Here is a 21,746-nt window from a genome sequence, read left to right on the forward strand (position 1 = left end):
CTTCGAAAATGAAAGGGTACACACAAGGTGAACACTCCCCAATCTAAATGGTTTGGTCAACCGCCGTTGGGTTTGGTCACCGACTGAATGCTCGCTATTAACAAAAAAAACGCGGCCTCCTATGAGACCGCGTTTCAATCTTAACGCAGAATGCGCGCTGAGGATTATTCCTCTGCTGCTGCCTCTTCTGCTGGTGCTTCCGCATCCGCTTCTGCTGCGTCGCCGTCTGCATCGTCGTCTTCAGAACGCAGTGCAGATGGTGCAGAAATGTTGCCGATCACGAAGTCACGGTCGATGGTTGGCTTCGCGCCTTCTGGCAGAGTCACGCCAGAGATTGTGAATGTGTCGCCAACCTCGGCGCCAGCCATATCCACAACGATTTTCTCTGGGATATCGCCTGCGATTACGTTCAGTTCGACTTCGTTACGCACAACAGTCAGAACGCCGCCTTTTTTGATGCCAGGTGCTTCTTCTTCGTTGATGAACTCAACTGGGATGAAGAGGCTGATGCGGGATGTCCGCTTCAGGCGCAGCAGGTCCAGGTGTGTCGGCAGGTCTTTAACCACGTGACGCTGCACGTTACGGCAGATCACACGAACGTCTTCTTGACCTTCGACTTTCAGGTTGAAGAGCGTGCTCAGGAAGCGGCCGTCTTTCAGTTTTTTCAACAGAACGTTGAAAGGGATGTTGATCGCTTGTGGTTCTGCATCACCACCGTAAACAACACCAGGTACGAAGCCGTCGCGACGAGCTTGACGAGCGGCGCCCTTGCCTGTCCCCGTCCGGACTTCGGCGTGAAGATCAGGGATCTGTCCAGCCATAATAATTCTCCAAAAGTTAGGGCAGGGTTCCTCCAAGGCTGTAACCCCGCGTGAAGCCCGGGCCATAGCGCAGAATCATGAGGCTGGAAAGGGCGAAAATCACCTAAATAACGTGAAATCAGCTCTCCATCGGGTTCAAATGGCCACCGGCCTGCAAAATCCGGTCATAGAGCGCAAATTCAGGGGCGCGGGCCTTGCGCAATTTGGCTTCGACATCCGGCGAGAGCGGAGTTGGGGCTTCTGGTGAAACGTTCTTGATGGGGAACTTAAGGCGCTTTTCAAAACGCTCTTCCAGCCAGCTTCGGGCAACCTTCTGTGTCTCATAGGCAAAGAGGTGCTCGAGTGGTTGTTTGCCGTCAGCCATTGTCAGAAACCCATACTGGCTGCCAATGGCCGCGAAGGGTGGTTCCGGGTCCTGAAGAGCCGCCAAAACGAAGTCATCAAATGAACAATTTGCCACCTGATATTTGCGCTTTGGGTCAGAGCGATATCTGTACCAACTGCGGATCTGTTCAATCGGGTCGCGCATGATCGCCATGCGCTCGGGTTTAAGGCCGTAGAACTGATCCAGAAACGGCATCATGCGGCGCTGGAATTGACCGGCCGTCATATGCTTGCGCCGCTTGGCAAAAACGATGTCCGCATCTGCGCGCAAAGCCATTTCATAGGCCGTGGTTCCGGTTTTCGGGACCGCTAGAAACGCAAGGTTTTGTTTGAAATAGATCTGCACGGCATTGCCCAATTTTTTTTGTATTTATCGCGCGACGGATAAAGCCTGTCAAAGATGTTTCGATTCCGACGCAGGCAGATCACCCAGCTAAATCAAGTATTTTGAATGCCAACGGGACAGGAGCGACGGCGATTACCACGCTCAGCAGAAATGGCCAAAAACGATAGGCATTTGAGAGTCCTGCAAAGAAAGCAAGGCCGCCGCCTCCGCCGAGAATAGAATTTCCGGGCGTGTTCAGCAAAATGATCAAGACGAGGTATCGGTTTTTTACAGCAAATCGGGCGAGGCGGTTGTCGAGATTTTGCATGATAGCCTTAGGTTCATTCTGAGGTTCGGCCGCTTGCTGTCGGCGAAGAAATTCGGTGATCTTCCCCAGTCTCAACCAATTTGACAAAGATATTAGAGACCGAATTGGCACAATTTTTGCGACTGAATAGGACAAAAACATTGCGCCAACCATTCCCAGAAACACCAAGGGCGCGGCTTGTGCGCCGAAGAAGAACAATAACGCAAAGCCAACCTCCGCGCCGGGGACAAAAGGTATTGCTGCGGCCACGATAAAAACCACGAGTGCCACCATGACCATCGCGTGAATACGTGGTTCATTCATGGGACGCATTTCAGGAATCGCAAGGTCTCTTAGGTATGATCCAGCGAGCCAGCCTAAGGTGAGTACCCCCGCGTAAAGCGCAACAGCGCGACGGACCGTCCATATGCGCCCTAAAAGCGCGCGCACATCGGGTTCCCGTCTGGGTCCAGAGCTGACATTTTTTCAAGGATTTCAGGCAGGGTCATCGATGTGCGGTCTTGGTGTTCGTGGCCTTGAAACGCGATCTCTCGCTTTGTGGTCCAATACCAACGCTTGCGCTCCCAATTTATTGAAACGTCAATGCTGCCATCCTCTTGCACCACGCCGTCATAGGTGAAGCGACCACGGCTCTCGCTTTCCAAGACCCCTTGAAAGCGCATACCTTCGCTTGTGGGTTCAGTTGTGTACATTCCAGGCCTAAACCCGCAGCGGGTACAGATGTCTGACCAAAAATGGCCGTCGGAAAAATGCAAGCTATCTTCCAGATCGGGGTTCGTCCGGGGCCCGATCACTCCATTGAAAATTCGGCCATCCAGAGACTGTGCAGACACAGGCGCTATCGACAACGCCATCCACATAAGCGCCGCTCCAATCGCTGTCGCGATTATAGGTAGTTGAAATGACCTTCCGCTTCGCATCTCCTATAGATCCTGATTATGCACATTGCTTACTGGTACAAAAACAGAACTTTGGGGATTTGCCAAATCACGATGCCCAATTCCCTTCAAAATCGTCAGGAATCATCAGGATGTCGCGGTCAATTGTCTCTACGCTTGTACGACCGCACAGGGCCATGGACACCTCGAACTCTTTTTGCATGACTTCCAAGGACTTAGTAACGCCCGCTTCGCCCATTGCTCCGAGGCCATAGATAAAGGCGCGCCCGATATAGGTGCCTTTGGCCCCCATGGCGACGGCTTTCAGGATGTCTTGACCAGAACGAATGCCGCTATCCAAGTGCACTTCGATTTTGTCGCCAACCGCGTCCAAAATCGCGGGCAGGGCGCGGATGGAGGACAACGCGCCATCCAGCTGACGGCCGCCGTGGTTTGACACGATGATTGCATCCGCTCCAACGTTTAGCGCTTCTTTGGCGTCGCGCGGGTCAATGATGCCTTTGATAATAAGCGGCCCGTCCCACATTTTGCGGAACTCGCGGATACGATCCCAGTTCAGTGCTTGATCGAACTGCGTATGCGTCCACTCAAACAGCGATGAGGGATCTTTTACGCCTTTCGCATGACCGACGATATTGCCAAAGAACCTGCGTTTTGTGCCCAGCATTTCCAGCCCCCAAGGGACTTTTGTTGCAAGGTTCACCATGTTCTTAAAGGTGGGTTTTGGCGGGGCGGAGAGCCCGTTCTTTAGATCCTTGTGACGTTGGCCAAGCATCTGAAGATCAACGGTAATCACAGCGGCAGAGCATTTTGCATCCTTGGCGCGGTCAAAGAGACGCCGCATGAAATCATCGTCTTTTAGTGTATAGACCTGCATCCAGAACGGCTTGTCGGTGTTCTCGGCAACGTCTTCGATTGAACAGATCGACATTGTCGACAGCGTGAAAGGCACGCCGAACTTCTCTGCAGCACGCGCAGCTTTAATTTCGCCATCCGCTGATTGCATGCCGGTTAGCCCGACCGGTGCCAATGCCACAGGCAAAGACACATCTTGCCCTATCATCTGCGACGCGGTGCTACGCCCCGTCATGTCGATCGCCACCCTCTGCCGCAAACGCAGTTGGTCAAAGTCAGATATGTTTTCGCGGAAGGTCTGCTCTGTGTAGCTGCCCGACTCCGCGTAATCGTAAAACATCTTTGGAACCCGGCGCTTATAGATGCGCTTTAGGTCTTCCACATTTGTAATGACTGGCATGTTTAACCCTATTTTGGTCACCTAACATAACCAGTATGTGACCGGGGATGTGAGTCAAGCCTAGACGGGGAGGGCAGTGCTGGATTTTGTGCGTCTGAGGACAAAATTCGTATGGGATGACCGGACAATCCCAAGCCGTAACACGCGCTTCATGATGAAAGTTTCAAGTTCTTCTGGCCCCTCTGCCACCACTTTCAGCATGTAGTCATTGGACCCAGTGATCGAGCAACACTCAGTAATCTGATCTTCCGTCTGCACAAAACGGTCAAACGCCTCAATCGTTGCCTCCGTGTGATCCAGTAAGGAGACGTGCATATAGGCCTGCGCATGCAGCCCAAGCAGTCGAGGGTTCAAGATCGCCGCATAGCGGTCGATCAGCCCAGCTTCTTCTAACCGCTTTATCCGCCGCCAGCAGGGCGACGTGGACATGTTCACTTCGTCCGCCAAAGCTTGGAGGCTGATTTTGCCGTCCCTTTGCAGAACGCGGAGGATTTTTTTGTCATTTTCCTCAAGCAACATGGGATTTTTTCTCTTCGGTGGGATTTTTGGGTAATATTTGCTGATAATTAGCCCGAATCCAAGTGAAACGGCATGTTTTCCCTCTAAATCCGGCAAAAAATCGGGGTAGAGGAGAGAAACATGCCAAAATCCACCAAATATGTTGCGAAAATCCCGAACGAGCAGGGGTTTATAGACTACACACCCGAGGAAGATGCGGTTTGGAGCGACCTGTATGCGGCACAGATTGACGCGGTAGAGGCGCATATGGCGCGGCCATACCTTGATGGCCTGAAAAAGCTCAACATGCCCCAATCCAAGGTTCCGCAGTGCCCGGATATTTCCGAGGCTCTCACGCGGGAAACTGGGTGGAAGGTTCAGCCGGTTCCAGCGTTGATTGGTTTTGACAAGTTCTACGGTATGCTCGCAGACCGAACCTTTCCGGCCGCAAGCTTCATTCGGTCGCGCGAGGACTTTGACTACATCGAAGAGCCAGACATCTTCCACGAAATTTTTGGTCATACACCACTGCTGACCGATCCGCGTTTCGCAGAGTTCTCTAATGCCATCGGAAAAGCGGGACTGAAGGCTGAGAAAAAGGACTTCAGCTGGCTCATTCGCCTCTATTGGTTCACCATCGAGTTTGGCCTGACCCGCGAAAATGGGGAGCTGAAAGCACTTGGATCTGGCTTGGCATCTTCAAAGACTGAACTGCCCCATGCCGTCCTCTCCAATGAACCAACACTGCGCGCCTTTGATATCGAAGATATCCTGCGTACGCCTTACCGGATTGATATCCACCAGCCGATCTATTTCGTGATTGAGGATATGGATGAGTTGTTTGCCGCCGCCGACCGTGATCTGATGGTCGATATCAAAGCCGCTCAAGCCAAGGGACTGTTTGCACTCGTCTACCCAACTGTTGAAAAGAAGGCATCTTAAATCATGACACAAGCAACAGAATGTGTGCCTTGCTCAGAAGGGACTGGCGTGTTGGATCAAGCGCGGATCGAAGAGGGGCTGGAGAGCTTGCCGGGATGGGAGCAGCGCGACAACACGATCTTTAAGCGCTACGCGTTCAAAGGCTTTGCGAAGGCGACGCAGATGGCGAACTTGGTGGCGTGGCATTCAGACAAGATGGGACACCATGCGGATATCAGCTTTGGCTGGGGTTATTGCGAAGTGGTTTATACGAGCCACGAAGCGGGCGGTCTGACCGAGAATGATTTCCTCTGCGCGATACGACTTGAGGCGCTGCTGGATTGATATGTCCATAATAACCAATCGGCGAGGCCAGCCGCGGACCCTGGGTGGGGGTGAAGCCCCCTCCCGTGGGGAGGGTCGGGGGCTGGCCGACTGCGTCGGCTTTCAGTGATTAAGCGCGGTGCGCGCCGTCTGCGAGGGACTTCACGAAGTCCAAAACCTCTGAAACCGGCTTGCCTTCTGCGATTTCGCTGACAATCGCAGAGCCAACAACAGCACCATCCGCAATCGACGCAATGTCTTCTGCGTTTTCAGGGGTTTTGATGCCGAAGCCTACAATTACAGGGAGGTCGGTAGAGGCTTTGATCCGTGCCACTTCAGGCCCGACATTTGTCGCCTGCGCGGTCGCCGCGCCGGTGATGCCTGTGATGGACACGTAATACACAAAACCGGATGTGTTTTGCAGAACAGTTGGCAGGCGTTTGTCATCGGTTGTGGGCGTTGCCAAACGGATGAAGTTCAAACCGGCGTTTTGCGCTGGAATGCAAAGCTCGTCATCTTCTTCCGGTGGAAGGTCTACAACGATCAATCCGTCAATGCCTGCTTCTTTGGCATCGACCAGAAACTTATCCACGCCGCGATTATAGATCGGGTTGTAATAGCCCATCAGAACGATCGGTGTTGTATCGTCCTCTTTGCGGAACTCACGTGCCAGCTCAAGAGTCTTCTCCAAGGTCATGCCGATATCCAACGCGCGTTGGCCGGCAAGCTGAATGGTTGGACCGTCGGCCATCGGATCGGTGAAGGGCAGACCCAACTCAATCACATCAACGCCAGCACTTGGCAGACCTTTGACGATCTCCAAAGAGGTCTCATAGTTGGGGTCGCCCGCCATCACATAGGACACAAATGCCTTTTTGCCTGCGGCTTTTAGTTCAGCGAATTTGGCGTCGATACGAGTCATGGGGGCCCCTTACTAGTCTTGCTAGGGGTTTGCCCGTTAAATCCGGGAAAATCAATGGCCGTTGCGCTCTGGAATGTCTGCGGGCGCTTGCGTCATCTCTGATCCTTGCATAAGAGCGGTTCCAACATGTGACAGGAGACCAGAATGGGCTTTAAAGTTGGGATCGTCGGGCTGCCAAACGTTGGCAAATCCACCACGTTTAACGCGCTGACAAAAACCGCTGCGGCGCAGGCGGCGAACTTCCCGTTCTGTACGATTGAACCAAATGTCGGCGACGTGGCCGTTCCTGATGATCGTCTGGACAAGCTTGCGGCCATTGCCAGCTCCAAACAGATCATCCCAACCCGCATGACCTTTGTGGACATTGCAGGTTTGGTGAAAGGCGCGTCTAAAGGTGAAGGTCTGGGTAACCAGTTCCTTGCAAACATTCGTGAGACAGATGCCATCGCCCACGTACTGCGTTGTTTTGATGACGATGATGTCACTCACGTGGATGATCGCGTTGATCCGGTCGCCGATGCTGAAACCATTGAAACCGAGCTGATGCTCGCGGATTTGGAAAGCATCGAAAAGCGCCGACAGGGTCTGGTGCGCAAGCTCAAGGGCAATGACAAAGAAGCCAAAGAGCAGGATCGCCTGTTGGCCATGGCGCAAGAGGCGATTGAGAACGACCGTCCTGCACGCACCGTTGAAATTGATCCAGAGGACGAAAAGCTTTGGAAAGGGCTGCAACTGCTCTCCACCAAACCGGTACTCTATGTTTGTAACGTCGGTGAATCTGAAGCAGCCGAGGGTAATGAACACTCTACGGCTGTGGCTGAGATGGCGGCCAAGCAGGGCAATACTCATGTGATCATTTCTGCGCAGATCGAAGAAGAGATCAGCCAGCTGGAAGCAGAAGAAGCAGAGATGTTCCTCAGCGAAATGGGCCTTGAAGAAGCGGGCCTTGACCGTCTGATCCGCGCAGGCCACGACCTACTGCAACTGGAAACCTATTTCACCGTCGGCCCAAAAGAGGCGCGCGCGTGGACCATCACCAAGGGCACTGCGGCACCTCAAGCGGCTGGCGTGATCCACGGCGATTTTGAACGCGGCTTTATTCGCGCTGAAACCATCGCTTACGATGACTACATCGCATTTAACGGTGAGCAGGGCGCAAAAGAAGCGGGTAAAATGCGGGCGGAAGGCAAGGGCTACATCGTCCAAGATGGCGATGTGATGCACTTCTTGTTTAATACCTAATCCCGTTTTCGGAAAAATTTGAAACTGCTGTCAGTGGGCGCGATTGGTTTCGCGCTTGCACCTCCTGTTGCGTTTCGAAATAAGAAGCGATCAAACTTAGCTGAGCGCGTACAGGAATAATAAAAATGACAAAACTGATTATTGATACGGATCCAGGCGTCGATGACGCGATGGCGATTTTTTATGCGGCAGCTGCGCCTGACATTGAACTGCTGGGGCTGACCTCGATTTTTGGCAACGTGACCGTCGAAATGGCCACCCGGAATGCTCTGCGTTTGGTTGAGGCCGCTGGGCTTGATATTCCCGTGGCCGCCGGGGCCCCGACACCATTGGTCTTGCCTCCATTTACGCCCTCTTTCCACGTCCATGGCGACGAGGGGTTCGGCGACATTCCTGCTGTGACCCCCAAAGGCAAAGCAATCGACGAAAGCGCCGCTGATTTCCTGTGTCGTATGGCGCGTGAACATAAAGGCGAACTGGTCGTTTGCCCGATTGGCCCGCTGACCAACATTGCCCATGCGATCCAGCAAGATCCTGAATTTGCCACCAATGTGAAACGCATCGTTCTGATGGGCGGTAGCTATCGGGAAGGGGGCAACATTACCCCTCACGCCGAAGCCAATATCTATCACGATCCCCATGCCGCAGAAGTTGTCTTTGCAAGCGGAGCACGGGTGGAAATGGTTGGTCTTGATGTGACCCACCGGATCCTTTGCACGGCTGAGGATTTTGCAGAAATGGCAGCAACGGCGCCAAAACTGGGTGGCATGCTTCAGGACATGAGCCACTTCTATCTGGAGTTCTACAAGACTGTCGGTAAATTTGACGGCTGCTCGCTCCACGACCCAGCCGCCGTGATCGCCTGCACCCATCCAGAATGGTTCACGGCAGAAAACGTCGCGATCCAAGTGTCTTGTGAAGAAGAGACGTCAGGTGCCACAATCGACGCAACGGACGAGCGTCGCCCAACAGCGGTTTACGTGGCGGTTGAGGCCGACAAGGTCAAAGCACGCTTCATGGAGCAAATCGCGAAATTGGCATAAGCTGACCGCGCAAAAGACACTGATTGGCGCGGGCGGATTTCTTTGCCTGCGCCTTCAAAAAAGTGACAAAAACCGCTTGTCCTCCAAAGGCCTTATCATTACTACCGGTTCTCGGAGACGTGGCCGAGTGGTCGAAGGCGCTCCCCTGCTAAGGGAGTATACGTTAACGCGTATCGAGGGTTCGAATCCCTTCGTCTCCGCCACTATAATTTTGCAGTGCGCTGAAAATGCGGGAAAATATGAGGCTCAATCCGCTGATTTCCCCCATTCTTTCCTCCAATAGGTGTCGAATCAAGCGCGCACCTTGTTCGTTTGAATTCGTGCCGCTCACCCACGCGCGAAAGAGACATTCTCGCACACGGCATTGCCATCACGCTTCCCTGCGGATTTGCCGATCGTCGATCTCGGCCCATAGCAGACACTGGTGCAAAAAACGTCTAATGGCAGCAGCCAGCCCAAAGCGGACATTCAAGCGCAGCCGGAACTAGGCTCCAATGCTGCGCCAGGTCAGCGCATGATAGGAATAGTGCCGCGTAACATACGCCAACTCGATTACAGCACGCCGAAGAAAGTCAGTAAAAGAGCATATCGTTGAGATGACTTTTTCCGGCGCTTAGTGTGAAGGCAGAGGCTAAATCTCAAGATATTCGCGGCGCTGTCACGCGGCTGAATCTTGAACTGCTGTTATTTCAGGCTGAACGATATGGCACTGGAGTCGCGCATGCGCAAGTTTCTTGTTTTCAGCGATCTGCATCGTGTGGATACCGGCGAGACGTCAAACGGGCATGATACATAGCTTCGGTTCCAACCCAATCGGCTAAAAAAGCCCGCGACAGATCGCGGGCTTTCGCATTTTCACTAGATAAGACCCTTAGGCCGCCGCTTCGGCTTTCGCCTCTTTCAGGTGCTTCAGCAGGTTCTCAGGGCTGGACACGCCATATGGATCCTCTGGGTAGTTGTCGTCACGGCCTGGCTCTTCAAACCATGCTTCGACGACACCGTTGTTGACGATCGCCGCATGACGTCAGGACCGCATGCCAAAGCCCAGGTTGTCTTTGTCAACCAGCATGCCAACTTTGCGAGTGAACTCGCCAGAACCGTCAGGGATCACTTTAACGTTGTTGATGCCTTGCGCTTCGGCCCATTTGTTCATGACAAAGCTGTCGTTCACGGACATGCAGTAAATCTCTTCAATGCCTTCTGCCGCGAAATCTTCGAAACCATTTTCAAAGCCCGGCAACTGGTAAGTGGAACAGGTCGGGGTGAAAGCGCCCGGCAGCGAGAACAGGATCACACGTTTGCCTGCAAAATAATCCTCGGTGGACATGTCCTGCCAGCGGAAAGGGTTCGGACCTTCGATGCTTTCATCACGAACGCGGGTGCGGAAGGTCACATTAGGGAGCTTTTGTCCTGCAAACATTGGAAAATCCTTGGATTGGCTGTGTTCGTTGGTCGCGCATACAAGCTTGCCCCGTTGGAAGATCAATGCACGTCCGTTAAGGTGTACTAATCAATTGAGAAGAAAAACTTGATGGTCGGAAAACGTGTCTTTCCAACTTATTGGTTAAGTCATTGCAATAAATATGAAAAAGTTGGTCGTAGAACTGGTCTGCGCTCGTAGAGGCTAGGAAAGACTCGAGACAAGAGTACTTTGTTTCATCTTGACCTTACAGTGACTGGAACCTTTATTTGAAGTCTCGGCACAACAAAGGAGGCCGAGATGACCCAAACCAATATTGCGATTCTTACCGTTCAGGGAATGAGCTGCACATCCTGTGCAAGTCGCGTCGAACGTGGCTTGAACGCGACCCAAGGAATTTCAGGCGTGTCCGTGGATTTCAAGGCGTCGAAAGTGCATTTCAACTACGAATCTTCTGCATTGCTCGACAAGGCAACTGGAGTCCTTAGCGATTTGGGCTACCCCGCCCAAGTTGCCTAAGAAAATGTCTGCCACACACCACTGATGAAGCATTAAGATTTCGAAAGGCTATCTAGATGGGATACCCACATTCTACCACGGTTCAAGTTGAAGGAATGAGTTGCGCGTCCTGTGTTGGACGGGTGGAACGCAGCCTAGAGGGCGTCAACGGTCTGACGGATGTGACAGTGAACCTAGCCTCTGAAACGGCGCGGTTCTCTTTTGAGGATACGAAAAACGTCTGGGACGCGGTCGAGGCGCTGCGGGAGCTGGGGTATCCAGCGCGCGAAAACACGCTAACACTGACAATTGACTCCATGTCTTGTGCGTCTTGTGTGGGGAGAGTGGAAAAAGCTTTGTCCTCCGTGCCGGGTGTCATTGCGGTCAACGTGAACTTAGCAGCGGAAACGGCACGAGTAACGTTTGTTGAAGGCGCTACAGATGCATCTACGATTCAAAAAGCTGCGACAGAAGCCGGGTACCCTGCCACAGTGGTGGAGGCGGCAAATACTCCAGACCGCTCAGCGCGAAAGGAAGAAGAGGCCAGTGCACTTGCGCGCCGTGTTTTGTTCGCATCGATCTTGGCGCTACCGGTGTTTTTGATGGAAATGGGTGGCCATGCTATCCCGGCCTTGCATCATATGATCGGGCAGACAATCGGCCACCAGACCAGTTGGGTTCTGCAATTCCTGCTTACCACTGCCGTTTTGTTTGGTCCGGGGCGGCAGTTTTATCTTAAAGGGTTTCCGGCACTCTTCAAAGGCGCTCCGGACATGAACAGTTTGGTGGCCGTAGGCACCAGTGCGGCTTACGGCTATTCGGTGATCTCTACTTTTTTACCGCAGCTTTTGCCGGATAACGTGCGCGCGGTCTATTTTGAGGCAGCTGCTGTCATCGTCGTGCTGATCCTGCTCGGGCGCTGGATGGAAGCTCGCGCAAAGGGGCGAACCGGGGCAGCGATCCAAAAACTATTGGGACTGCAGGTGCGCAAGGCGCGTGTGGTACGCGATGGCGCAGAGTCCGAGATCGATGCGACTGACCTGCGCGTCGGCGATCTTGTGATCGTGCGTCCGGGCGAACGTTTAGCTGCCGATGGCGACGTGACCGAAGGCGAAAGCTATGTCGACGAAAGCATGATCACAGGCGAACCAGTTCCAGTGGTCAAATCCGAAGGTGCAACCGTGACTGGTGGCACTGTAAATGGTGCAGGCAGCCTGACCTTCCGCGCGGCTCGCGTTGGAAGTGACACAACACTCGCCCAGATCATCCGTATGGTGGAAGATGCACAGGGGGCAAAGCTGCCAATTCAAGGTTTGGTGGACCAGATCACATTGCGATTTGTTCCAGCTGTCATGGCAGTGGCTGCTTTTACTATAGTGGTTTGGCTGGTCTTGGGTCCAACTCCCACATTGACCAATGCACTCGTGGCGGGTGTTTCGGTTCTAATCATTGCATGCCCCTGTGCCATGGGGTTGGCAACGCCAACCTCGATCATGGTTGGCACAGGCAGGGCGGCGGGAATGGGTGTGCTCTTCCGAAAGGGGGACGCGCTTCAAACGCTGGGCAAGGTTGATATCGTGGCGCTGGACAAGACTGGCACCGTAACGGAAGGCCGGCCGGAGTTGACCGATTTGGTCTTGGCCAGCGGATTTGAACGAAAGGATGTCCTACGCCTTGTGGCCTCAGTAGAAGCGCGTTCCGAGCATCCGATTGCCGATGCTATCGTGCGCGCCGCTAAAGCGGAAGGCGTTGAGCTATCTGAAGCGAATGAGTTTGTCTCAGCGACCGGGTATGGCGTCGCAGCTCAGGTTGAAGGGCGAGAGGTCTTAATCGGAGCGGATCGTTTGATGCAGCGGGAGGGTATCGTGCTTCAATCGCTAAGCGAGGTGGAAAGCGAGATTGCAAAATCTGGGCGGTCCGCACTCTTTGCGGCCATTGATGGTCAGATTGCCGCCGTCGTTGGTGTGGCTGATCCGGTCAAATCCAATAGTCGCAACGCAATCGCAAAGCTGAAAGCCAAGGGTCTGAAAGTCGTGATGATCACAGGCGATAAACAAGAGACAGCAGAAGCCATTGCTCGCGAGACAGGGATTGAGCACGTCGTGGCAGGTGTCTTGCCGGATGCCAAATCCAAGGCGATTGAAGCACTTTCCAAAGAAGGCAGTGTGGCCTTTGTTGGTGATGGAATCAACGATGCCCCAGCGCTGGCGCGTGCAGATGTGGGGATTGCGATTGGCACCGGCACGGATGTCGCCATCGAAAGCGCTGATGTGGTTTTAATGTCAGGCGATCTTGGCGGAGTGGTCAACGGTATCGAAGCTTCGGCCAGCACTCTGCGCAATATCAAGCAGAACCTGGGCTGGGCATTTGGCTATAACATAGCTTTGATTCCAGTTGCAGCAGGAGTTCTTTTTCCTGTCTTTGGCCTATTGTTATCGCCAGTTCTTGCCGCAGGCGCGATGGCGCTCAGCTCGGTTTTTGTCCTGACGAATGCACTGAGGTTGCGTTGGATAAAACCGGCGTTGGACGACACATCCCAAGTGCCGGCGTGATCAAACCCACATGAGTGGTCCAGTTTGATTGTTAGTTCATGATCGGCCTATGGTCCATCTGCATGATGGTTTTGTGAGGCGTTTGTAACCCAACAAAATCCGTACATCTAAACAAACGTTTAGTTTGTTTCGTCCCGGGATCTTGAACTCAGCGCACCCGTTGGTTGGGTGGGCAACAACACTGCGAATTGTTTCGGTGTTTTGAAGGTATCTCTGATGATACCGATTGTCGGTAGATCGTAGAGATCGCCGTAAGTCTAAGGCGATCTCTATCTCTGTTTTCTCTTTGAAGGGCCAGAAGACTGGCTATCTCAAAGTTGCAGTTGCTTAAGGTCTTCGTAAGCGCCTGAAACCGTTGGTGTCAGCGGGAAAAGCACCGCCTGTATCGAGTGATAGATGTCAGGCTTGCCTTCAAATTGCGTCACTGTCGGAACGCCATTCGCATCAATCTCCGGGAACCACCCCCCATTTTCTTGATCGACGAAATGAGTGCGCGCAAAGTCCCATACGCGATTGTACCATTCTAGATCAGAGGCGGCGGCATCCGTCTTCATTAGGGCGGCTAGAACACCGATGGCTTCAGTCACGGGCCACCAATAGCGGTCTGTGATGTCAGGTGTGCCGTCGAAATTCAAAGTATAGCAAAAGCCGCCCGCTTCGGTGTTCCATGCGTCCTCGAGGGCGCGGTAGGCGATCGTTCTGGCGGTTGCGATGCGGTCTGCGTTTGGTTGGCCGCAGAGTTCGTTGAACTGCAGTAAAAGTCTTGCAATTTCAAAGGAATGGCCGGGTGTCGTGCCTGCTGGCCGAAACATTGGGTTGCCGCTATAGCTGCGGTCTACGGCCCAGTTTTCCATATAGTGTTCGGGCAGCCTCCAACCCTCTGACGGGGCGATTTTGTGGGCGAAGAAATGAAGGATGCGGCTGGCCCTATCCAGATATTTCTCTCGGCCCGTCGCTTCAAACGCCGCAAGTAAAGCCTCAATTCCATGCATGTTGGCATTCATGCCGCGATAGGTCGAAAAAGGCGTCCAATCCGCATTGAATTCATCGCAGAAGAGACCGTGATCCTCTTCCCAAAAACGTTGTTCCAGAATCTGATCCACGTCCTCAAGCAACGCCATTGCGTCTGGATGATCCACCGCAAGAGCGCTTGATGCTGCTAGCAAAACAAAGACGTGCCCGTAGGCGAGTTTGCGACCGTCGTGAATGTCAGCGCCCTCTAGGGCCCATAGATACCCGCCATGCGCTGCGTCTCTGTGGTGGGAGAAAAGGTACGAGACACCTTGATCGATGATGTTGTCACAATTGTTGCGTCCAGCAAGTTTGCCCAACGCGAAAGAGTGCACAAGACGCGTGGTGGTGTGTAGTTCTTGAACTGCGCTAGGTAACGGTTGTCCGGTGAGGTCCAGAGTGTAAAAACCGCCCGAAGGACAAAGGCTTGGCTGAAAAAAATCAAATTGGGTCTTAGCGTTCTGGACCAAAAAGTTCTGATGGTCTGGGGTCATCCAATGAGCTTGGGAGAAAGCGGACATCGTTAAGGAATCCTGTTATCGGTTTGGAGCTTGAGAGATTGGCTGAACGTATTGCAGCGATTCAATGGGGGCATTGTCGATGCGTTTGCGCAAGAGGGTGGCCATTTGAAATCCCGCCGTGGCCAGGTCCTCATAGATGCTACCGACTTTCGGCCGCGTAAGATCGAAGAGGCCAGAGGTTTGTTTTACGACCATGCGAACGTCTTTTTCAGGAGTCAGTTCGAGGTCCTGAATGGCGGCAAGGGCGGCGAGCCCAGACACTTCGCCAGGCAGAATAAGGCCATTGGGCCGGTGCGCCTTCGCAAACCTTTCAGAGATTGCCGTTTCAATCTGTTCGGCGCTGCTTTCCAAAGTTGCACCTTCAATGATTTCAAAGGCCACGCCGGTTTCTCGCACTGCTGTCATGAATCCATGCAGCAAATGCTGTCGAAAGGTCAGGGTAGAGGGCGGGAGCAAGATGGCAATCTTGTCTGCGCCCTTTTGGATCATGCGCAGCGCGGCTTCATATGCGAAACCGAAGTTGTCGTAGTCAACATATGCGTGCGGCGTCGCAAGTTCCGTACGTCCATGCGACACAAATGGGAAATTCGCTTCAGACAGGTACCTCACGCGCGGGTCGTTGGGTTCTGTTCTTGAGAAAAGGATCCCATCGGCCAACTTGTTTTTTACGATCCGGGTGAGGACGTCTCCATGATCATCCGCCCCGAAATCAGGTGTGACAACAAGATGGTAACCGCTGCCTTCCAGACCACGGGTGATCCCTCGAATGATAGATGTCCCAAATCCAAAAATCTCGTCATGAGGCGGTAGGATCAGGTTGATGACTTGGGTTTTTCCGGTCCGCAGCCGCTGTGCCGCGCGGTCAGGCGTGTAGCCAAGTTCAGTGGCGATACTCAGAATGCGTTGGCGTGTGTCTGCGGCAATCTTTGGATCATTGGCCAAAGCTCGCGACACTGCTCCTACAGAAACCCCAGCTTTGCTAGCTATAGATTTCTGGGTGGGGCGTTGATCCTGGGTCTTTTCCGCCAACCTGTTCTCTCCTGTTTTCAAAGGGTTTCATAATTTTAAACGTTTTAAACGTCAATGCTTTCCCGCCAATACCCAACGGAGTTTATGAAATAAGCAACTTATATTTATCAAGTTTTTAAAAATGACTTGAGTTCCAATGACTTTAAAACGTATTAAATTGGAGTCGCGGTAGTAAACCCCAATTTCTGCCTTGTGATTCCATGGTGGGTTCAAAGCTGGCGGGCTTGCGTTGATGCGATGGAAATAGGAGAGGCGCTATGATCCTTTGTTGCGGAGAAGCACTGATTGATATGATCCCAGAGCCACTCGCTATGAGCTCGGCTTCGGGCGCGGATGGGTTCGTGCCCCATTCTGGTGGGGCGATTTTTAACACAGCCATCGCTTTAGGCCGATTGAATGCGCCGGTTGCTATGATGACCGGGCTTTCAAACGATCTGTTTGGCCAGCAGCTTTATGACGATTTGGCGAAATCAAAGGTGGATACCTCTTACCTTGTCCGCCAGGACCGTCCGACGACACTTGCTTTCGTTCAACTGACTGACGGACATGCAAGCTATCAATTTTATGACGAGAATACCGCCGGTAGAATGTTGACGGTAGAAGACATGCCAGCGGTGCCAGACGAGGTGAAGGCGCTCTATTTTGGCGGGATCAGTTTGGCGTCTGAACCTTGTGGCGATGCTTACGCGGGCTTTCTTGAGCAAGCGCCAGAGGATTGTTTGATTATGATCGACCCGAACATACGGCCGAGCTTTATCGAAGACGAAGATCGTTACCGGGCGCGTCTTGCTAAGATGATGTCTCTGGCGACCATCGTGAAGACTTCGGACGAAGATTTGCTGTGGCTCTCGGGCCAGTCTGTTTCCCTTGATCAAGCAATCAAAGACTTGTTAGCGGCTGGACCAAGTGTTGTGATTTTGACGGAGGGCAGCAAAGGGGCCACTGCCTATTTGCAAAATGGCACGCAGGTGAGGGTGGCCGCCAATAAAGTTGATGTTGTCGATACTGTTGGGGCAGGCGACACGTTCAATGCCGGGGTGCTGTGCATGCTTTCACGTTTAGATCATTTGTCACGAGCGGCTTTGAACACTGCGGGGACCGACGTCATCGAAGAAGCGCTGCGTTTTGGCGCTAAAGTTGCGGCAGTCACCGTGTCTCGCGCTGGGGCGAACCCGCCTTGGGCGCAGGAACTGTAACGCGCGTGCGTTGCGCGTATTCTTTTTTGTTGCACGGCACTTTGTCCCGCAGTATGCGTTTCCTATAGGAAACACGCCCGCCGGGAGAGTCTGGAATTCCAGCGCCGAAGGAGCAACCGCCCCGGTCCCTCTCAGGCAAATGGACCGGTGGGACGTGCAACACGCCGAAGAGCGGCCTTTTGGCCCACCGACGGAGCAAGCCCGGCAGGGTGAATCTCTCAGGTTACAGGACGGCGGGGGCAGGTGGCGCAGCCACCTTAATGGCCGGAGTTTGCCATGCCTCACGTCGCAATTCTTGGCGCCGGAATTACCGGTGTCACGACCGCTTTTGCCCTTCATCAAAAAGGCTTTGATGTCACCGTCTTTGATCGCCAGCGCTACGCAGCTATGGAAACATCGTTTGCCAATGGCGGTCAGCTTAGCGCATCGAATGCGGAAGTCTGGAACCAATGGTCCACGGTGATCAAGGGCATCCGCTGGATGTTGCAAACGGACGCGCCCCTATCTGTCAGTCCCCGCCCAAGTTGGCACAAATTCAGCTGGATGGCAGAATTTTTGGCGCAAATTCCCCGTTATCGCCGCAATACAATTCAGACGGCGCGTTTGGCGGTTCAGGCGCGTGCTGGCCTATCTGAAATGGCGGAACTGGCGGGGTTGGATTTTGATTTTTCTCCGGCAGGAATTCTGCATTTCTATAAAACCAAATCTGATTTTGATCACGCAAAAATGGTGACGCAACTCTTGTCAGAAGGGGGTGTTCATCGCCGGCAATTGACGCTTGCTGAGGTGCAAGAGATCGAGCCAAGCCTAGAGGGAGACATCCTCGGTGGTTTCTGGACGGAAAGCGACAGCACCGGTGATATTCACAAATTCACGATTGGCCTCGTAGACTGGCTCGCGCGTCAGGGGGTGCTATTTAGGTTAGGGCGTCCCGTCGGTAACGTGCGCGCAACTGACAACTTTGTGGACGTCGATGGAGACCGTTTCGACAGTGTGGTCGTCGCTGCCGGTGTCGGCTCGCGCGCCTTGGCCAAGCAGTTTGGTGATCGCGTTAATATCTATCCTGTGAAAGGCTATTCAATCACCGTAAACCTGCGCGATGAGGTCAGCCAGAATGGTGCGCCGATGGTTTCGCTTTTGGATGATAAGGCTAAAATCGTGACCTCTCGCCTTGGAAAGGATCGCTTTCGGATCGCTGGGACTGCAGAGTTCAATGGCGAGAACCGCGACATCCGTGAGGATCGGGTCAGACCTTTGGTGACGTGGTGTGAAACCTATTTCCCGAACGTCAGCACGGAAAGCGTCGTTCCTTGGGCGGGACTGCGTCCAATGATGCCGAACATGATGCCGCGCGTTGGCCGTGGCCGCCATAGTCGGGTCTTCTATAACACAGGTCATGGTCACCTCGGGTGGACGCTCAGCGCAGCAACTGCCTCGATCATAGGGGACGTTGTCGCCGAAACGACCAGAGCAAATTTGGGCGTCAATGGATCAAGTTCCGGAGCCGTTGTCCCTGTCTAAACCAGAAATCCCGCGCCCCTGCGTCTGTCAGGGGTGCATTTTGGTTGTTACTCAGTCTGCCGATTTCGATTGTTTGCAACGCAATACATCGGTCAGAGGTCTATATGCTTCGGGATCAACCAAGGCGCATCCAGCGCGGGCAGTTTGCTTTGGTTTATTTGTGGTCTTCTTGAATTGTACGGCGGTGTCTGTTGCAGCGCTAATATCTGTTCCTATCGGAACGCGCTTTGCCAACCGGATCCGTAAGCGTTTGAGCGTGTCAAAATCCGCGATGCCATTCACAACAAGCTGTTCGTCTGCTTGGAATTTCCCGATCACGCGGCGCATTGCAGCTGAGTTCTGCCCATTTACGGGCCCATTATAGTAATCGAGTTGGGTCAAACCCCGTTGCAGCTCTATCAGCGCGGATTTTTGAGTGCGCGCCGTAAAGGCATGTTCTTGCAAGTTGCTGCGTTTGGCATCGGTTTCGATGCTCGACAAACATTGCCAATAGGGCACGCCGCGATGGCGTCCGATCAGTTCAATCAAAGACAATTCGATCAGGTTTCGCACCGCTTGCCCCTGACTTTCAATGCGGTCGAGGCGGACTGACAGTCCTAGATCATCCAGGTTAATGATCCCGCTCGCCGTAGAGCGCCGCTGCATGCTGCGCACGACCATTGAATTGGCGACCGATGCACCGGGGACCACCCGTCGGCTAGGATAGGACACGAGATGTAAGTCGACACTGACAACGGACAAGCCCTGCCGTCGGTTTCCTGTGACGTTTAATAGGCTATCGTCTGGCGCCAAGGCGTCTGTCCCGTCTTCCCAACCGAACCCAATTTCATCAGTAGCGACACTTGAATCAAGCTGACTTATAGAGCCACGGATATAATAGTCCGGTCGCGGTTCCTTTTTGCCTTGTGTGATGCTGAGATCGATCAGCCCGCCATCTTTAACAATACCTTGGTCAAGGAAGACATAGGCGCGGCTCGTGCGGGTCATGCGATTGATCGCATTGATCAACATATCATCACCGCCGACGGAAATGCGTCGCGTTTTGTCGGGAATGCCTGTTGAAGACACCTTGATGGTGCGTTTGCCCTGCAAAAGCCCGTCCATGCAGCGGAGAGGCGCGTCAAATGATGTGAAATTCCGCGCAGGCCGCGTATTTGGTTGGGCGATTTCCGGCGCTAAACGCGGTGGTGTAACGCCACAGTTTGCGAGCGTCGTCGCTGCAATGACGACAATGCCGGCCCACCCGCGCAATCCCGCCCTCGCTGCCAACACGCAATTTTTTCTAAACTCTTTGAGACATCGCATGGGCCTTTGCTAGGTCGGAAATGTTAACCAGAGGCTCATCAACACAGAAACATATCTAAAATTGAACGTTTTGCGTTTGATTAAGGTTTTGCCGTCAGAACCTCATTGTGATTGAGAAGGAGACGGACAATGCGACGATTTGTGTTTTCGCTTTCGTTGGTAATGAGTGCCGCTTTCGTGTCATCCACGACGCAGGCTGATGTGTATGAATTGTCTTTAGAAGCAGATGTTTGCGCGATCAAAACGGCCTTGGCAGGCAAACCGCCTGCGGGCTGCGTTGCTGATATAAACCTCGGCAAGATGAGGTCGATGAACACGCATCAAAACGGTTTGGTCGTGGATGCGGGGACGCCGCAAAATGGTTATTTTATTCACTTTGCGTTTGATTCCGATCGCTTGACCAGTGCGTACCAGCAACACTTGCAAAACCTGTCTCTGGCGCTTCGCTCCGAAGATATGGCCGGGATTTGCATTTTGTTGGTCGGGCATACTGATGCGGTTGGGTCATCGGCGTATAACCAAATTCTGTCAGAGCGACGCGCGCGCAGCGTTAAAAATTTCTTGGTCGGTGCGCTATCCATGTCCTCTGGGCGCTTCGCGGCAAAGGGGCATGGTGAAGGGAACCTGCTAGACGGGTATACACCCTCAGATGCGCATCATCGTCGGGTTGAAATTCTTGCACGAGAGTCGGATGGCGCATGTCGCAGCGGCTGACGCGGCGCAATCTGCTGTTCAGTTTTGGCGGCGGACTGGCGGTCAGTTCTGCTGGGGTCGCACAGTCATCGGAATTGTTGCGTTCAGCCAAACACGGCGCGGGAAATGGGTCAGTTTCCCCATGGTTGCCGGGGCAGGCAACTGCGTTATGTATCGGCGTAGCGGACTATGAAGGCCGTGCGTATCTGCGTACACCGGGTGCAGACGCCAAAGCGGTCTCAGATCGGCTTTCCAGGCTTGGTTATAAGGTGCACACCCTTATCAACCCGACTTTCAAAGAAACGCTTCGCGGACTTGCATCTTTTCGACTGCAATCAAGAGGCGCTAAATTAACTCTGATCTACGTTGCGGGTCATGGGATACAGATCGCAGACACGCTTCATTTTCTGACACGGGACGCCTTTAACGCGGGTGACATTCGACCGGAGAAGTTGGTTCCAGAGACCAGCTTTCTGCAGGCGACAGGAGACCAGCCAAGGCAGCGGGTTCTTATCTTAGATTGCTGTCGCACGGCTCCGGGTGTTTTGCGTGATCGTTGTGTTGGAAACAGAGCTATCACGCCTTCGGGCCAGGCGGGCATTTGTGTCACCTACGCCGCGCAACGAGGGGGGGGCGGCCTATGATGGGATCGGCCCGCACAGTCCCTTCGCCCATGCCTTTTTGCACAGCTTGGAGGCTCCGGAAATGGAGTTTGAGCGCGCGACGCGGCACATACGCTTGGATGTCATCAAGCGGACTCAGGGCTTGCAGGTGCCTTGGATGCGCTCTTCTCTGCTCCTGCCAATCTCAATTGCCGGCCATTTGCCGCAAGCGTAAACTGCGCGTTCACAAGGCAACGAGCTGGCAATGATGTCTCATTCTTACGAGTTTACGCAGTATGCGAAGGAAACGAGACGCAGGGTTACTTGTCCTTTAGCCATTCCAGGGATCTAAAAATTCATAATGAATACAAAAACCTAGCTTTCTGCCAACGCGACGTCATCCTGTCGAAATATTGCAGAGAAAGGACCTCTGTAG

General features: G+C 53.4%; 21 protein-coding genes, 1 tRNA gene, 1 pseudogene and 1 riboswitch. Of the genes and pseudogenes, 12 read left to right on the plus strand and 11 right to left on the minus strand.

Annotated elements, in window-relative coordinates; genetic code table 11:
• Positions 1-164: 164 nt before the first annotated feature.
• From TA5113_RS06160 to TA5113_RS06185, 6 genes are all read right to left on the minus strand, one after another.
• Positions 165-821: a 50S ribosomal protein L25/general stress protein Ctc gene (locus TA5113_RS06160; RefSeq protein ID WP_058315476.1), complete on the minus strand. Its 657-nt coding sequence runs from the start codon at positions 819-821 to the stop codon at positions 165-167.
• Between the two features lie 118 nt (positions 822-939).
• Positions 940-1,551: a hypothetical protein gene (locus TA5113_RS06165; RefSeq protein WP_058315805.1), complete on the minus strand. Its 612-nt coding sequence runs from the start codon at positions 1,549-1,551 to the stop codon at positions 940-942.
• Between the two features lie 79 nt (positions 1,552-1,630).
• Positions 1,631-2,161, minus strand: a complete 531-nt coding sequence (locus TA5113_RS06170; RefSeq protein WP_058316644.1) for a hypothetical protein — start codon at positions 2,159-2,161, stop codon at positions 1,631-1,633.
• 110 nt (positions 2,162-2,271) lie between these two features.
• Positions 2,272-2,550, minus strand: a complete 279-nt coding sequence (locus TA5113_RS06175) for a hypothetical protein (RefSeq protein ID WP_058316645.1) — start codon at positions 2,548-2,550, stop codon at positions 2,272-2,274.
• A gap of 295 nt (positions 2,551-2,845) precedes the next feature.
• A complete protein-coding gene (locus tag TA5113_RS06180; RefSeq protein ID WP_058315479.1) occupies positions 2,846-4,012 on the minus strand; it encodes an alpha-hydroxy acid oxidase in 1,167 nt (388 codons plus the stop codon).
• Positions 4,013-4,072: 60 nt separating this feature from the next.
• A complete protein-coding gene (locus TA5113_RS06185; protein ID WP_220387195.1) occupies positions 4,073-4,531 on the minus strand; it encodes an Lrp/AsnC family transcriptional regulator in 459 nt (152 codons plus the stop codon).
• A gap of 120 nt (positions 4,532-4,651) precedes the next feature.
• On the opposite strand from TA5113_RS06185, the gene phhA reads away from it, so the two are divergent.
• Positions 4,652-5,452 carry a phenylalanine 4-monooxygenase gene (gene phhA, locus TA5113_RS06190; protein WP_058315480.1) on the plus strand — a complete coding sequence of 267 codons (801 nt, stop codon included), beginning with the start codon at positions 4,652-4,654 and terminating at the stop codon, positions 5,450-5,452.
• A 3-nt stretch (positions 5,453-5,455) separates the two neighbouring features.
• A complete protein-coding gene (locus TA5113_RS06195; RefSeq protein WP_058315481.1) occupies positions 5,456-5,776 on the plus strand; it encodes a 4a-hydroxytetrahydrobiopterin dehydratase in 321 nt (106 codons plus the stop codon).
• A 109-nt stretch (positions 5,777-5,885) separates the two neighbouring features.
• On the opposite strand, the gene trpA is transcribed toward TA5113_RS06195, so the two are convergent.
• Positions 5,886-6,677, minus strand: a complete 792-nt coding sequence (gene trpA / locus TA5113_RS06200) for a tryptophan synthase subunit alpha (RefSeq protein WP_058315482.1) — start codon at positions 6,675-6,677, stop codon at positions 5,886-5,888.
• A 144-nt stretch (positions 6,678-6,821) separates the two neighbouring features.
• On the opposite strand from trpA, the gene ychF reads away from it, so the two are divergent.
• From ychF to TA5113_RS06215, 3 genes are all read left to right on the plus strand, one after another.
• Positions 6,822-7,919 carry a redox-regulated ATPase YchF gene (gene ychF / locus TA5113_RS06205; protein WP_058315483.1) on the plus strand — a complete coding sequence of 366 codons (1,098 nt, stop codon included), beginning with the start codon at positions 6,822-6,824 and terminating at the stop codon, positions 7,917-7,919.
• A gap of 125 nt (positions 7,920-8,044) precedes the next feature.
• Positions 8,045-8,962 (plus strand): nucleoside hydrolase, encoded by a 918-nt coding sequence (locus TA5113_RS06210; RefSeq protein ID WP_058315484.1) that lies wholly within the window; start codon positions 8,045-8,047, stop codon positions 8,960-8,962.
• Between the two features lie 113 nt (positions 8,963-9,075).
• Positions 9,076-9,165: transfer RNA gene (locus TA5113_RS06215), tRNA-Ser, on the plus strand.
• A 668-nt stretch (positions 9,166-9,833) separates the two neighbouring features.
• Here TA5113_RS06215 and TA5113_RS06220 read toward each other — a convergent pair.
• Positions 9,834-10,382: pseudogene (locus tag TA5113_RS06220) on the minus strand (peroxiredoxin).
• A 300-nt stretch (positions 10,383-10,682) separates the two neighbouring features.
• Between TA5113_RS06220 and TA5113_RS06225 the strand changes: the two are divergent.
• Positions 10,683-10,901, plus strand: a complete 219-nt coding sequence (locus TA5113_RS06225; RefSeq protein ID WP_058315485.1) for a heavy-metal-associated domain-containing protein — start codon at positions 10,683-10,685, stop codon at positions 10,899-10,901.
• A gap of 56 nt (positions 10,902-10,957) precedes the next feature.
• Complete coding sequence (locus TA5113_RS06230) at positions 10,958-13,432, plus strand: heavy metal translocating P-type ATPase (protein WP_058316646.1); 2,475 nt, start codon at positions 10,958-10,960, stop codon at positions 13,430-13,432.
• Positions 13,433-13,743: 311 nt separating this feature from the next.
• Here TA5113_RS06230 and TA5113_RS06235 read toward each other — a convergent pair whose 3' ends face one another.
• Both TA5113_RS06235 and TA5113_RS06240 read right to left on the minus strand, forming a co-directional pair.
• On the minus strand, positions 13,744-14,964 hold the full coding sequence (locus tag TA5113_RS06235) for an AGE family epimerase/isomerase (protein WP_058315487.1): 1,221 nt from the start codon (positions 14,962-14,964) through the stop codon (positions 13,744-13,746).
• 15 nt (positions 14,965-14,979) lie between these two features.
• Positions 14,980-16,014, minus strand: a complete 1,035-nt coding sequence (locus TA5113_RS06240) for a LacI family transcriptional regulator (protein WP_082625895.1) — start codon at positions 16,012-16,014, stop codon at positions 14,980-14,982.
• A gap of 236 nt (positions 16,015-16,250) precedes the next feature.
• On the opposite strand from TA5113_RS06240, the gene TA5113_RS06245 reads away from it, so the two are divergent.
• Together TA5113_RS06245 and TA5113_RS06250 are read left to right on the plus strand one after the other, a co-directional pair.
• Positions 16,251-17,189, plus strand: a complete 939-nt coding sequence (locus tag TA5113_RS06245; protein ID WP_058315489.1) for a carbohydrate kinase family protein — start codon at positions 16,251-16,253, stop codon at positions 17,187-17,189.
• Between the two features lie 71 nt (positions 17,190-17,260).
• A riboswitch (glycine riboswitch) is annotated at positions 17,261-17,346 on the plus strand.
• A 119-nt stretch (positions 17,347-17,465) separates the two neighbouring features.
• The gene (locus tag TA5113_RS06250; protein ID WP_058315490.1) at positions 17,466-18,710 is read left to right on the plus strand and encodes a D-amino acid dehydrogenase; all 1,245 of its coding nucleotides are present in this window, start codon (positions 17,466-17,468) and stop codon (positions 18,708-18,710) included.
• A 51-nt stretch (positions 18,711-18,761) separates the two neighbouring features.
• Here the strand turns inward: TA5113_RS06250 and TA5113_RS06255 are convergent, their stop codons facing one another.
• The gene (locus TA5113_RS06255) at positions 18,762-19,961 is read right to left on the minus strand and encodes a peptidoglycan-binding domain-containing protein (RefSeq protein WP_165589387.1); all 1,200 of its coding nucleotides are present in this window, start codon (positions 19,959-19,961) and stop codon (positions 18,762-18,764) included.
• 183 nt (positions 19,962-20,144) lie between these two features.
• Between TA5113_RS06255 and TA5113_RS17160 the strand changes: the two genes are divergently transcribed.
• From TA5113_RS17160 to TA5113_RS17340, 3 genes are read left to right on the plus strand one after another with little or no spacing between them, the layout of a single operon-like run.
• Positions 20,145-20,729, plus strand: a complete 585-nt coding sequence (locus TA5113_RS17160; RefSeq protein ID WP_058316647.1) for an OmpA family protein — start codon at positions 20,145-20,147, stop codon at positions 20,727-20,729.
• On the plus strand, positions 20,714-21,352 hold the full coding sequence (locus TA5113_RS06270; RefSeq protein ID WP_058315494.1) for a caspase family protein: 639 nt from the start codon (positions 20,714-20,716) through the stop codon (positions 21,350-21,352). The genes TA5113_RS17160 and TA5113_RS06270 overlap by 16 nt, the downstream gene beginning before the upstream one ends.
• Positions 21,312-21,545: a caspase family protein gene (locus tag TA5113_RS17340; RefSeq protein WP_370736432.1), complete on the plus strand. Its 234-nt coding sequence runs from the start codon at positions 21,312-21,314 to the stop codon at positions 21,543-21,545. The genes TA5113_RS06270 and TA5113_RS17340 overlap by 41 nt, the downstream gene beginning before the upstream one ends.
• Positions 21,546-21,746 lie beyond the last annotated feature (201 nt).

This window comes from Cognatishimia activa (assembly GCF_001458335.1).
Taxonomy (GTDB): Bacteria; Pseudomonadota; Alphaproteobacteria; order Rhodobacterales; family Rhodobacteraceae; genus Cognatishimia; species Cognatishimia activa.